Origin of the sequence: Candidatus Palauibacter sp. (assembly GCF_965216145.1) — a bacterium.
GTDB lineage: Bacteria > Gemmatimonadota > Gemmatimonadetes > Palauibacterales > Palauibacteraceae > Palauibacter.
The window spans coordinates 3,480,316-3,492,366 of record NZ_OZ244149.1 but is presented as its reverse complement, the minus strand read 5'-3'; the positions used below and the strand labels follow the sequence as shown (position 1 = coordinate 3,492,366).

The following is a 12,051-nucleotide window of genomic DNA, read 5'->3' as shown; positions in this document are numbered from 1 at the left end:
GATGGGGGTCGAGATGACACGGTCGTGTCGATCGAGGATGGCCTTGCCATTCCTCGGGTGTCTGGTGGCTTTGGGTGGTTGCGAGGGAGGTGCGGAAGTGAGCGAATCGCTGGGGGACCCGGCTTCGACCGAGCTGAACATGACGGCGCCGGAGACGTTCCGGGCCCGTTTCGAGACCTCGAAGGGGACGTTCGTCGTCGCGGCGCACCGCTCGTGGTCCCCGAACGGGGTGGACCGCTTCTATAACCTCGTCCGGAACGGCTTCTTCCACGACGTGCGCTTCTTCCGCGTCATCGAGGGCTTCATGGCGCAGTTCGGGATCAACGGAGACCCGGAGATCCAGGGTGCCTGGCGCTCGGCGAACATCCTCGACGATCCCGTCGTGATGGGGAACACGCGCGGGCGGGTGAGCTTCGCCATGGCCGGTCCGGACACGCGCAGCACGCAACTCTTCATCAACTTCGGCGATAACTCGCGGCTCGACGAGATAAGTTTCTCGGCCATCGGCGAGGTCGTCGAGGGGATGGAGGTCGTCGACGCGCTCTACGCCGGCTACGGCGAGGGAGCGCCGAACGGCAACGGCCCGGGCCAGGGAAGGATCCAGGAGGAGGGCAACGCCTACCTGGAGGCGGATTTCCCGCTCCTCGACCACATCGAGCGGGCGGTGATCGCCAGTGAGAACTAGCGGGCTGCGCCGAGCGAACGCGCCGGAGACGACGCAGGACCGCTGAACGGCTGAGCGGCGAGCGGACCCATGCGCATCGTCATCGTCGGGGCAGGCCAAGTCGGATTCCACCTGGCTGCGAAGCTGTCGAAGCAGGGGCAGGACGTGACCGTCGTCGATGCCGATCCCGAGCGGGGGGAGTACCTCCGCGATCGTCTTCGTAGGGCTGTTCGCGGCCGGGGCGTTCGTGCTGGCGCTGCTCGGGCACGATCTGGTGACGGCGATCGGGGCGCCGTCGCAGGCGGCCCTCGTCTTCCTCATGCTGGCGGGGCGGCTCGAGCTGTTCACCGTCCTGCTGCTCTTCCACCCCGACTTGTGGCGGCCCCACGGGACGAGGGGCATCTTGCGGCGCGCCTGACCCGGAAGGAGAGGCCGGTCCGTGGAATCCCTGATCCCGTCGTCTGAGCAGCCGCCATTGCCGCACGACCGCTTCATCGTCGAGGGGGAGCCCGACGAGGAGGCCGTGCCGCTCGATGTCCTCTTCGTGGGCGGGGGGCCGGCGGGTCTGGCGGGGGCGATCCGGCTCGCCCGGCTGGCGGCGCGCGACCGGGCCGAGGGCGGGCCCCTGGCCGATGTCGAGATCGGGGTGCTCGAGAAGTCGGGCGAACTCGGGGAACACTGCCTCTCCGGGGCGGTCGTGAACCCGGAAGGCTTCCGAACGCTGTTTCCGGACCTCGATGAATCCGAATTTCCCTTTCGAGGGCCCGTACGCGGCGATCGGGTCCTGCTCCTGACCGAACGCGGGAAGGTCCGGCTGCCCACGCCGCCCACGATGCGGAACCACGGCCATCACGTGGCTTCGATCTGCGAGATCGTCCGCTGGCTGGGCGCGCGGGCGGAGGCGTTGGGGGTCAACGTGTTCACCGGTTTCCCGGCGGACGCGATGCTCATGCGCGGGGGGCAGGTCGTGGGGGTTCGGACGACCCCCGCGGGCCTCGACCGGGAAGGGAATCCGGGCGGCGGGTTCATGCCGGCCACGGACCTGTCGGCCCGCGTCACGGTCCTCGCGGAGGGGACCCGCGGGCCGCTGAGCCAGGCGTGGCTGGAGCGGGAGGGGATCGGGTCCGCCAACCCGCAGATCTTCGCCCTCGGGGTCAAGGAACTGTGGGAGGTGCCGCGGCCGCCCGGCGCCGTGACGCACACCCTCGGCTGGCCGCTCCCGCGCGACGCCTTCGGGGGCAGCTTCATCTATCCCATGGGCGAGAATCTCGTCTCCCTCGGGCTCGTCGTGGGGTTGGACGCGCCCTACGTCGACCTTGACGTGCACGCCCTCCTGCAGCGCTTCAAGCGCCATCCCCTGTTGCGGGAGATCCTCGCGGGCGGCGAGCTGGTGGAGTGGGGAGCGAAGACGATCCCGGAGGGCGGGTATTACGCGATCCCGGACCGGCTGAGCGGCGATGGGCTGCTCATCGCGGGAGACGCCGCGGGTCTGGTCGATGTCGCCTCGCTCAAGGGCATCCAATACGCGATGCGCTCGGGTATCCTCGCGGCGGAGGCGATCGGCCGCGCGCTGGCCGCCGACGATGTGTCGGGCGCCCGGCTGTCCTCGTACGACGCCGCCCTGAGAGAGAGCCTCGTGACGGACGCCGTCTACCGGAACCGGAACCAGCGGCTCGCCTTCAAGTCGGGGTTCTTCGCGGGGGGGGTCCGGGCGGGACTCATGCAGGCGACGGGGGGGACGTTCCCGGGGCGGCGCATCGGGAGCCGCTCCGACGCGGACGAGCCGCGCGCGAAACGGCTGGGGCTCGCGGGGGCGTACGATGGGGCGCACTCGGTGGCGAAGGTCGACGCGGTCTTCCGCTCCGGCAACGCAACGCGCGACGATATCCCCTCACACCTCGTGGTCGGCACGCGCGTGTCCCCGGAGATGGCGGATCTCTATGAGAGCCTGTGTCCGGCGAGGGTCTATGAACGGGACGGCGACCGCCTGGTCGTGAACGCCCCGAACTGTATCGACTGCAAGGCGACGGACGTCCTCGGGCCGCGCTGGACGCCGCGCGAAGGCGGGAGCGGGCCCGCGTACAAGCGGATGTGAGTGCGGGGGCGGGCCGGGAAGGCGCGTCAGCCGCCGGAGGCCGAGCGCGCCGCGGGGCTCGCGCGCAGGTCCAGCAGGGAGAAGGCGTCCGCCACCTGTTCGTACCCGGTCCGCATGAGGAACGCGGAGTTCTTGCCGAAGCTCTTGGCGCCGAGGATGAAGAAGCCGGGTTCGGGGCTGAGCAGCGCTTCGGGTCCGAGCGCGTCCTCGGCGATCAGGCAGTCGGCCGGCCCGTCGCCCCGCGCCGCAAGGAGGGCCGCCGAGACGCCCATCGGACCGAGGGAGGCGTAGCAGGTGTGGATCTGGAGTTGCCGGTACAGCCGGTCGTCGGGCTCATAGCCGACGCTGGCCACGATGCGGTCGAAGTGGTCGTGCCGCACGGTCCCGGCGACCTCCAGTTCGACGTCGAATCCCTGCCCGGAGGTTCGCTTGGCGGCGAGGAGCCTGGCCGCGGGGAGCCACGCGCAGCCGGGGGGCGGCCCCGCGGCGACGGCGTTGGCCCGGCGCGTGAGTTCCGCGCGCTCCGGGAGCGGATCCTCGTCGATCGGCCGCAGCGGGACGTCCGACACGCGACGGGAGGCCCAGGTGAACCGGGTCCCCGGGATCGCGCGGGCGAGGACCGCCAGCGCCACCGCCGTCGTGGCCGCCGAGTGGCCGGCGCCGAGGAGCAGCGTCCGCCGCCCTGCGTAGCGGTCCCGCTGCGCCCCGAGCGGGTCCGGCAGGTGGTACTCGATCGCCCGTCGCGCGGCGCGCTCACCCCGTGCCGGCGCGCCGCCCGGGCCGGCCCAGCCGGGCTGGCCCCAGGTTCCGGAGCAATCGAAGACGGCCCGCGCGAACACATCGGTGTCGGCGCCGTTCTCGTCCACGAGCAGCCGGAAGGGCCGATCGGCCCGGGCGACGGATCCGAGCGCCTCGCCCTTCAGCCGGTCGGCCCGCGCGACATCCAGGACGCGCGCCCCCTCCCGGATCTCGATGCTCGATCGCACGGCCGCGGCCAGCGGCAGCAGATACCGCGTCCGGAACTCCTCGCCCGTGAGGATCGCCTCCGGCGCCGGCAGCTGAACGCCCCGGCCGCGGAGCAGCCCCAGCCCCGCGGGGCCCGCGTTGAGTTCGAACGACGAGAAGAGGCGCACCCACCGCCAGGTGTGGACGTGTTGCGCGACGGCCCCGGCCTCGAGCACCACCGCGGAGACGCCGGCGCGCGCGGCCCCGGCCGCGGCCTCGAGGCCCGTTGGCCCCGCGCCGATGATGGCGAGATCCGCTACGCGCACGGGGTCCGGCTCCGATTCCCGGTGGTCCGGAACGTTATCGACCGCTTGGCCTTCCGGTCTTCCATACGGAAACCTACTCTCCTTCGATGAGCCATCGCGAGGACCCGACCCGAAGGGGTGCGCCGCCAGGGGGATACACCCCGGGCCCGATCACCCGGTGGTCGACGCCGGTCACCCGGTGGATCATCACGAATGTCGTCGCGCCCCCCTGCGTGTTCCTTCTCTTCAGTCTGCTCAACCGGACCCGGGTCTACGGTCGCCGACGCCTTCTCCACGCCCGGAATACCCTGATCCTCGCGAACCATCAGTCGATGATCGACTCCTTTCCGATCGCCTACTTCCTCTTCTACCCGGAGAAGGCCTTCAGGCCCTATCTCGCGCCGTGGAACGCCGCCGCGACGGAGAATTTCTTCAAGAGCCCGCTCCTGGCGTGGATATTCCACCAGTTCAAGTGCATCCCCGTGCGGCAGGGCCGGCGCGATCCCAAGGCGCTGCTTCGGTCCGCGCGGGTGCTCCGCGAAGGTACGATGATGCTCTTTCCCGAAGGCACCCGGTCGCGCGATGGCCGGGTCGGTCGGGGGCGGCCGGGCGCCGGGATGGTCATCCTTCAGACGGGACCCGCCGTGATTCCCGTCACGATCGACGGCATGGATCGTATCCTGCCCATCGGCACGCGCCTTCCCCGGATCGGGCAACGGCTGTCCATCTATATCGGGCGGCCGATCGCATACCGGGACCTCGCCGCGCAGGGCCACTCGCGCGAGATCGCGCAGAGGATCGTGGACCGTGTGATGGATCGCATCAGCTTCCAGCGCCGCGTACTCTCGCGGCTGCACCGAACCGGGTAGCACGCGATCGGGGACCGCGTGCGGCCGGATCTGGACATCGGCGCTTGAATCCGGCATAGTGACGACATGAACACTACACTCTACTACGTTCTCGTGACTCTTCTGCTGGGATCGCTCGTGGGTCTCCTCATGGGCGGCGGTTTCGCGTTCGGATGCCGGCTCCGGGAGCTGGATCGACCGGGTGGAGACAAGCCGCCGGGATGATCGGGCCGTGCAGCCCCCGCGGGCCGCTCCGAGCCTCGACCTTCTTCCCGATCTCGTGATCAAACGCTATCTTCTTATGCTGCAACTTGAGCCAATCGAGGCCCGATACCCTCCGTTTCCCGCTCCGGTTCGGGGTATTCCGAGCCTCCCGAGGTAGACATGACGAAGACTTTCCAGGACGAGGATGGGCGGCGGTGGAAAGCGTGGCTCGCTTCACGCGAGGTTTTCTGGCCGGACCCGGACGAGCAGGCGCCGCCGGATAATCTGGAGGCCGTCGTCTTCGTCTGTTTCTCGGACCCGTTCCAGACCCAGCGGCGGCTCCGGCTCCCGCAGGGATCGTTCGAAGAGCTCAGCCTTGACGACCTCAGGGAACAGTTCAAGAGGGCGAAGCTCGATCCTGCCATCCGCTAGCGGCCCGTCGCGATTCCTTGTCAGCGAGCCGCCAACGTGGTTCCTGTCACCGCCGGCCGGACGAGTTCTCGCCGCAGACCAGATGACCGACCCCCTCCGATACCGAAAGGCCTCGTGACAGAATGACCGCCGCCGCCGGAAAAGGACTAGAAGGCGTCGTCGCCTCGCAGACTTCACTCAGCTTCATCGACGGCCTGAAGGGTGTGCTCGTCTATCGGGGCTACAACATCCATGAACTCGCGCCGAATGCCTCGTTCATCGAGGGCGTGTTCCTGCTCTGGAACGGGCGGCTGCCCACCCGCCCGGAACTCGATGCGTTCGAGGCGAGGCTGGCCGGGCTGCGCGCATTGGACCCGAGGACCCTCGATGGGCTGAGGACGCTCCCCGGGGACGCGGTGCCGATGTCGGCGCTACGCACCGGGATCTCGCTCGAGGGGATGCACGATCCCGACGCCGAGGACAACTCCGCCGAGGCGAACCGCCGGAAAGCGGAGCGGCTCGTGGCCCGGACGCCCACCATGATCGCGGCGATCCACCGCATCCGGCAGGGGAAGGAGCCGCTGGCGCCGGACCCGGCGCTCTCGCTTTCCGCCGACTTCGTACGCATGGCGAACGGGGAACCGGGTACGGAAGAGGCGGTCGAGGCCCTCGACCGCACGCTGCTCCTCTACCTGGACCACGGGTTCAACGCGTCGACGTTCGCCTGCCGCGTGATCGCCGCGACGCTGGGTGACATGCACTCGGCGGTTACGGGCGGGGTGGGTGCGCTCAAGGGCTCGCTGCACGGCGGCGCCAACGCGAGGGCGATGCAGACGCTGCTCGAGATCGGCAGCCTGGACAACGTGGGGCCGTGGCTCGAGAAGGCCTTCGCGGAGAAGCGGAAGATCATGGGCTTCGGGCACCGGGTCTACAGGACGGAGGATCCCCGCGCGACGCACCTGCGCGAGATGTCCCGCGTCCTCACGAACCAGGCAGGGCTCGGGGAATTCTACGAGATGTCGCGCGAACTCGAGGATCAGATGATCGCGCGGAAGGGCATCAACCCGAACGTGGACTTCTACTGCGCCACGGTGTACTACGCCCTCGGGATTCCGATCGACCTCTACACGCCTCTGTTCGCGATGGGGCGCATGGGCGGCTGGACGGCCCACGTCATGGAGCAGCACGGCGACAACCGGCTCATCCGGCCCCGAGCGGAGTATGTGGGGGAGATGGACCTTGCCTGGGCGCCGATAGAGGATCGCTGAGCCGGCACCTCGTGGCTGGATGCTCGCCACGGGAGGCCCGGTGTTGCCAGAGGGGCCCGGGCGCCACGGCGCCGGGCGTCGACGGTCGCAAACGGAAGCGGGCCACGGGGCTTTCAGGGCTGCCGGGTCCGCTTCTTTCGTTGACACGCACATTGCCGAAACGAGGCTGAGGGTGGTGGAGATCAGGTCCGGGATACCGGTCGAAAGAGAGGTCGAGGCGTTCGTCGTCCCGTGGTTCGACGACGCGCCCTCGACCGGAGAGTCGTGGGAGACCGCGGCCGCGCGGTGGCTCGAGAGCCGCGGGAATTCCGGGGAGGCTTCGGCGTGGGTCCGGCTCGGCGCGCCGGATTCGCCGGATGTCTTCATCGCGCGCCTCTCCGCCGGCGAGCGGCCGGTCGCCGAATCCTGTCGAAGGGCGGCGGGCGCCGGGGTGCGCGCCGCGCGCGCGCGCGGCTTCGGCTCGGTTGGGTTGCAGGTGCCCGAAGGGGCGGATGAGGCCGTGTGGCAGGCTTCTGCGGAGGGTCTCGCCCTCGGGGACTGGCGCTACGACGGCTTGCGTGACGCGAAGGGCCGGACCGCGCCGCCCGAGACGCGCGTCCTCTTTGCGACAGCTTCGGTACCGCCCGAGGCGCCGGCGGCGGTGCGCCGCGGCTGTATCCTCGCCGAGGCGCAGAACGTGACGCGCGAACTCGTGACGCTGCCCGGGAACACGGTGACCCCGCGCTACCTCGCCGAGACGGCGGAACGGCTCGGCCGCGAGCACGGGTTTCGCACCGAGGTCCGCGGCAGGGACCGGCTGGAGGAGGAGGGGTTCGGCGCGCTGCTCGCGGTGTCCCGCGGGTCGGTCGAGGAACCCTGCTTCATCGAGATGGAGCATGAGGGCAGCGGCGGAGCCCCCTTCGTGGTCGTCGGCAAGGGCGTGACCTTCGACGCGGGCGGGATCTCGCTGAAACCGGCCTCCGGCATGGAGGACATGAAGTACGACATGGCGGGGGCGGCGGCGGTTCTCGGCATCCTGACGGCGGCGGCGCGCCTCGACATCCCTCAGCGCGTGATCGGCCTCGTGCCCGCCACGGAGAACCTCCCGTCGGGGAATGCCGTGAAGCCGGGCGATGTCGTGCGCGGACTGTCCGGGAAGTCGATCGAGGTCATCAACACCGACGCCGAAGGCCGCCTCATCCTCTCCGATGCGCTGACCTACGCCCAGCGGCTCGACCCGGCGGCGATCATCGACATGGCCACGCTCACGGGCGCCTGCGTCATCGCGCTCGGGCATCATGCGGTGGCCGTGCTCACGGCGAGCGACGGTCTCGCGGACGAACTCGCCGCGGCGGGCGAACGGACGGGGGAGCGCACCTGGCCCCTGCCGCTGTGGAAGGAATATCGCGCCCAACTCGACTCCCACATCGCCGACATCAAGAACATCGGGGGGCGCGGGGGCGGCACGATCACCGCGGGGTGGTTCCTGCGCGAGTTCGTGGCGGACGACGTGCGCTGGGCGCACCTCGACATCGCCGGCACGGCCTGGGCGGAGGAGGCGCGCGGCTGGCAGCCGAAGGGCGCCACCGGGGTCGGCGTCCGGCTCGTGCACGAGTGGCTGCGCTCCCACGGACGAGGGTGAACCGACCGCTCGCGGGCGGCTGCGTCGCTCTCCTGCTCGTGGTCGGAGGCGTCGCCCCGGCGCGCGGTCAGGATCCGCCGCCGCCGCCGGACTCGCTGGAGGTCCTGCCCGACTCCGTTCGCGAAGTGTTCGCCGACACGACGCCACCCCGGGCGCAGCGCTTCCCGGAGCGGCTGACGGCGCTTCGGGGCCCCGGCCACGAGATCTTCGACTGCGACCGCGAGTGCGTACACGCCTCGCCGGCGTTCTCCCTGCTCGAGCTTCTACTCGAATACGTGCCGGGGATGACGGGCCTTCGCGGTGGTTACTTCACGGGACCGCACCACGCCTTCGACGGCGCCTTCGGCCCCGGCTTCGTGACGCTCTACGTGGACGGCCGCGAAGTTCCCTCTCTCTCTCTCTCGCAGACCGACCTTCGGCGCGTGTCGCTGAACTACGTGGATCGGGTGCGGGTCTATCGCGGAGCCGATGGTCTTGTGATCGATGTGGATCTCATCCGCCACGACGGGGTGCAGGCCTACTCGAGGGTCGGGGGCGGGACCGGGGATCCCAGAACGGAGATCCTGGACGCCGTGTTCGCGAACCGGCTGGGCAGCGCCGTCAACGTCGAAGTGTCGTTCGAACGCCAGGACATCAACGAGCGCGACGCCGAGAGGGACCGCTTCGGGGCGCAGGGACGCCTCTCCTGGATGCCGCGCTCGAACGATTTCGGGGTGCAGCTGGAGTACCGGACCGAGAGCGCCAACCGGTTCGCTCTCGACACGATGGAGATCGGGCGCAAGGAGGTCGTCCTCCGCACGCGCGCCAACCTCGGAGAACGCGCGCAACTCGAGGCCTACGGACATACGACCAGCTTCAACGAGGTGATTCCGGGGCTGCCGGACACCGTCCCCGCGCCCGGGCGAGGCGCGGATGGCGTCGGGTTGCGGTTCTCGGCCCGGCCCGGTGCGGGGGCCGTCTCGCTTGGGCTGCGCTTCGCCGGCCGGGATGCCTACGCCTCGCGGGTCGCGGACCTGGCCGCCTGGCAGCCGATCGGACCGCTCGCCCTCGAGGCCGGGGCCGAACTCGCGAGCTGGAACGAGTTCGCGACCGAGTCGTGGCGCGGCGGGCTGGCCTTCCAGGACACGTTGCTGTTTCCGATCGCACTGCGGGCCTTCGCGGCGGGAGGCACCCGGGGCGTCGGGTTCCCCGAGCATCCCATGGTGGCGGACAGCCTCGAGGATCTCGAACTGGTCGCGGCGGACAGCGTCCGCTTCAACGCCCGCGGGGCCTCGGCCGCGTTCACGATCGGGCCGTTCGACCTCTCGGGCCGCTACTCGCAGCAGCGGCTGGACCGGCAGTTCGGCTTCGGCGCGCCCTTCGACCGGCTCGTCGTCGCCGACTCGGGCGAGGTGGACGTCACCTCGCTCGAGGCCCGCTTCGAGGGTCCGGTCGTCCCTCTGGGCGTCCTGATCCGGGGCCTCGCACCCATCCGTCTACGGGCATCGTGGCGGAAGTTCACCTCCGATGGCGCCGCGTCGCTCTTCCTGCCCGACCGGCTGTTCCGCACGGAGTTCTTTCTGCACGATTCCTTCTTCGAGGAGAACCTCACGATCTGGGTCTCCGTGTTCATCGACCGCCGGGGCGCGCGCCTCGTGCCCGGAACGGGGTTGGAGGAGCCGGTGATGCTCGAGTCGGACAGCTGGATGGGCGGGAAGTTGATGTTCAGGATCGGCGACTTTCGGTTCTTCTGGCACTTCGGCAATCTGGGCGCGGGAGACGTGGGGGATTTCCCCGGTACTCTGTTCCCCGTGCAGGTCAACGTGTTCGGGCTTCGGTGGGAGTTCTTCAATTGATCCGGAGCATGACGGGTTACGGGGCGTCCACGGTGACCGGGGCGGAGGGGACGGTCACGGTCGAGGCGCGGTCGGTGAACTCGCGCGGCCTCAAGGTGGTGGTGAAGGCCCCCCCGAGCGCCGAACGGTGGGAGGGCGAACTGCGGGAACTGGCGCAATCCCGGGCCGGGCGCGGCCGGCTCGACCTCTTCGTACGGGTGGAGACCGCGCCGACGGAGGAGGGACGGGCGCTGGACGAGACGCGCGTGCGGGAGGTGCTCGACGCCTGCGCGCGCCTCCGGGACGAGTTCGGGGTCCCCGGGGAGCCCGACGTCGCCTCGCTCCTCCACGTCGGGGGGCTGTTCGCGAGGGGAGGCGCCGAGGGGGCGGAGTTCGCGCTGGATCCCGACAGCCTGAAGCAGGCGGCGGCGGAGGCGCTGGATGACCTCGTCGCCATGCGGGACCGCGAAGGTGCGCGGCTCGCGGTCGATCTCCGCGAGCGCCTGGCCGGGATCCGGCGCGCGGTCGACGGGGCCGCGGAACTCGCGCCGCAGCGGCTCGAGCGCGAACGGACGCGCCTCCAGGCCGCCGTGGCGGAGCTGGCGGGGAAGGGGCTCGACGAGGATCGCCTGACGCGGGAAATCGCGCTCATCGCGGACCGCTGGAACGTCGGCGAGGAACTGGTGCGCGCCCGATCCCACTTGGAGGCGTTCGAGGAATTCCTCGAGGCCCCGAGCGATGAACCGGTGGGGAAACGCCTCGGCTTCCTCGTTCAGGAACTGCAGCGCGAGGTCAATACGTTGGGCGCCAAGGCGAACGATCCGGGCATCTCCCGGCTCGTCGTCGAAGCGAAGAACGAGATCGAGAGGCTCCGGGAGCAGGTGGAGAACGTCGAGTGAGCGGTCCTCCGCTCGCCGCGCCGCCCGCTCCATTCCCGGTCATCCTCGCGGGACCCTCCGGCGCGGGGAAGACGACGCTGCGCGACCGCCTCCTCGGCGAACCCGGATCCCCGTATCTGTTCTCGGTCTCGATGACGACACGGTCGCCGCGCCCGGGGGAGCGGGAAGGTGTCGACTACCGGTTCGTCGCGCACGCCGATTTCGAAGCCCTCGCGACGGACGGGGCGCTGCTCGAGCACGCCACCGTCCACGGCGAACGGTACGGGACCCCGCGGGACAACCTGGATCGGGCCCGGGAGGCGGGGGCGCACCTCCTGCTCGACATCGACGTGCAGGGGGCCCGGCAGGTCCGTCGTGCCGCGCCGGAGGCCGTCTCGATCTTCATCGTGCCGCCGACCGCCGACCGCATCGTCCGGCAGCTCCGGGGTCGGGGGAGCGAGACGCCGGTGCAACTGGAACGGCGGCTCGCGGGAGCGCGCGCCGAACTGGAGGCGGCGGCGGAGTTCGACTACCTGGTCGTCAACGACCGGCTCGAGGAGGCGGTAGCGGCGGTGTCGTCCGTCGTGGCGCGGCACCGCGGTCCGGCGGGGCGCCTCGGGGCTGCGGACCGCGAGTACGTGGCGCGGATCGTTCGGGAGTTGGATCGGATTCGAGGCGAGTGGTAGGTTCAGGAGGCAGGAGTGCGCGCCGCCGGTTCGGGGACGCGATCTCGATGGGACGCTGGAGAGGATGATGGAGAGATAGAATGAAGGTGTTTACACCGGACGCCGTCGCGAAGGCGGCTACGAACAAGTATCTGGGCGTGCTCGTGGCCGCGAAGTATGCGCGCGAGCTCAACGCGCTGCCGCTCGAGCGTTCGCCGTACGGGGCGGACAAGCTGACGACGGTCGCGGCCGAGGCGCTGACGTCGGGAGAGAAGAAGCTGCAGTACCGACTGGTCCGAACGCGCTCGTCCTTCACCCGCTAGCCGGCTGCGG

13 protein-coding genes are annotated in these 12,051 nt (G+C 70.3%); 12 read left to right on the top strand and 1 reads right to left on the bottom strand.

What is annotated here, in order from left to right; genetic code table 11:
- The first annotated feature begins 97 nt into the window (after window positions 1-97).
- From ACOOHF_RS15060 to ACOOHF_RS15050, 3 genes are all read left to right on the top strand, one after another.
- Window positions 98-685, top strand: a complete 588-nt coding sequence (locus tag ACOOHF_RS15060) for a peptidylprolyl isomerase (RefSeq protein ID WP_420462284.1) — start codon at window positions 98-100, stop codon at window positions 683-685.
- A 69-nt stretch (window positions 686-754) separates the two neighbouring features.
- Complete coding sequence (locus ACOOHF_RS15055) at window positions 755-1,129, top strand: NAD-binding protein (RefSeq protein ID WP_420462283.1); 375 nt, start codon at window positions 755-757, stop codon at window positions 1,127-1,129.
- Window positions 1,104-2,759, top strand: a complete 1,656-nt coding sequence (locus tag ACOOHF_RS15050; RefSeq protein WP_419935643.1) for a 4Fe-4S dicluster domain-containing protein — start codon at window positions 1,104-1,106, stop codon at window positions 2,757-2,759. The genes ACOOHF_RS15055 and ACOOHF_RS15050 overlap by 26 nt, the downstream gene beginning before the upstream one ends.
- A 26-nt stretch (window positions 2,760-2,785) precedes the next feature.
- On the opposite strand, the gene ACOOHF_RS15045 is transcribed toward ACOOHF_RS15050, so the two are convergent.
- The gene (locus ACOOHF_RS15045) at window positions 2,786-4,030 is read right to left on the bottom strand and encodes a flavoprotein (RefSeq protein ID WP_420462282.1); all 1,245 of its coding nucleotides are present in this window, start codon (window positions 4,028-4,030) and stop codon (window positions 2,786-2,788) included.
- Window positions 4,031-4,116: 86 nt separating this feature from the next.
- Here ACOOHF_RS15045 and ACOOHF_RS15040 point away from each other — a divergent pair, with 86 nt between their 5' ends.
- From ACOOHF_RS15040 to ACOOHF_RS15000, 9 genes are all read left to right on the top strand, one after another.
- Entirely contained in the window at window positions 4,117-4,878 is a 762-nt protein-coding gene (locus tag ACOOHF_RS15040) for a lysophospholipid acyltransferase family protein (protein ID WP_420462281.1), read from the top strand.
- Between the two features lie 66 nt (window positions 4,879-4,944).
- Window positions 4,945-5,082 carry a hypothetical protein gene (locus ACOOHF_RS15035; RefSeq protein ID WP_420462280.1) on the top strand — a complete coding sequence of 46 codons (138 nt, stop codon included), beginning with the start codon at window positions 4,945-4,947 and terminating at the stop codon, window positions 5,080-5,082.
- A 159-nt stretch (window positions 5,083-5,241) separates the two neighbouring features.
- Window positions 5,242-5,493, top strand: a complete 252-nt coding sequence (locus tag ACOOHF_RS15030; protein ID WP_420462279.1) for a hypothetical protein — start codon at window positions 5,242-5,244, stop codon at window positions 5,491-5,493.
- A gap of 122 nt (window positions 5,494-5,615) precedes the next feature.
- A complete protein-coding gene (locus ACOOHF_RS15025; RefSeq protein WP_420462278.1) occupies window positions 5,616-6,740 on the top strand; it encodes a citrate/2-methylcitrate synthase in 1,125 nt (374 codons plus the stop codon).
- Between the two features lie 172 nt (window positions 6,741-6,912).
- Window positions 6,913-8,361, top strand: a complete 1,449-nt coding sequence (locus ACOOHF_RS15020; protein ID WP_420462277.1) for a leucyl aminopeptidase — start codon at window positions 6,913-6,915, stop codon at window positions 8,359-8,361.
- Window positions 8,358-10,196: a hypothetical protein gene (locus tag ACOOHF_RS15015; RefSeq protein WP_420462276.1), complete on the top strand. Its 1,839-nt coding sequence runs from the start codon at window positions 8,358-8,360 to the stop codon at window positions 10,194-10,196. The genes ACOOHF_RS15020 and ACOOHF_RS15015 overlap by 4 nt, the downstream gene beginning before the upstream one ends.
- Window positions 10,193-11,074 carry a YicC/YloC family endoribonuclease gene (locus ACOOHF_RS15010; protein WP_420462275.1) on the top strand — a complete coding sequence of 294 codons (882 nt, stop codon included), beginning with the start codon at window positions 10,193-10,195 and terminating at the stop codon, window positions 11,072-11,074. Before ACOOHF_RS15015 ends, ACOOHF_RS15010 begins: the two co-directional genes overlap by 4 nt.
- Window positions 11,071-11,739 (top strand): guanylate kinase, encoded by a 669-nt coding sequence (gene gmk / locus ACOOHF_RS15005; protein WP_420462274.1) that lies wholly within the window; start codon window positions 11,071-11,073, stop codon window positions 11,737-11,739. The genes ACOOHF_RS15010 and gmk overlap by 4 nt, the downstream gene beginning before the upstream one ends.
- Before the next feature lie 80 nt (window positions 11,740-11,819).
- The gene (locus ACOOHF_RS15000; RefSeq protein WP_419935633.1) at window positions 11,820-12,041 is read left to right on the top strand and encodes a hypothetical protein; all 222 of its coding nucleotides are present in this window, start codon (window positions 11,820-11,822) and stop codon (window positions 12,039-12,041) included.
- The last annotated feature ends 10 nt before the right edge of the window (window positions 12,042-12,051 follow it).

Bases quoted from the DNA above. Each gene is read 5' to 3' on its own strand.
- ACOOHF_RS15055 (WP_420462283.1), top strand. From the start codon at position 755: ATGCGCATCGTCATCGTCGGGGCAGGCCAAGTCGGATTCCACCTGGCT.
- ACOOHF_RS15000 (WP_419935633.1), top strand. From the start codon at position 11,820: ATGAAGGTGTTTACACCGGACGCCGTCGCGAAGGCGGCTACGAACAAG.
- ACOOHF_RS15040 (WP_420462281.1), top strand. From the start codon at position 4,117: ATGAGCCATCGCGAGGACCCGACCCGAAGGGGTGCGCCGCCAGGGGGA.
- ACOOHF_RS15030 (WP_420462279.1), top strand. From the start codon at position 5,242: ATGACGAAGACTTTCCAGGACGAGGATGGGCGGCGGTGGAAAGCGTGG.
- ACOOHF_RS15025 (WP_420462278.1), top strand. From the start codon at position 5,616: ATGACCGCCGCCGCCGGAAAAGGACTAGAAGGCGTCGTCGCCTCGCAG.
- ACOOHF_RS15035 (WP_420462280.1), top strand. From the start codon at position 4,945: ATGAACACTACACTCTACTACGTTCTCGTGACTCTTCTGCTGGGATCG.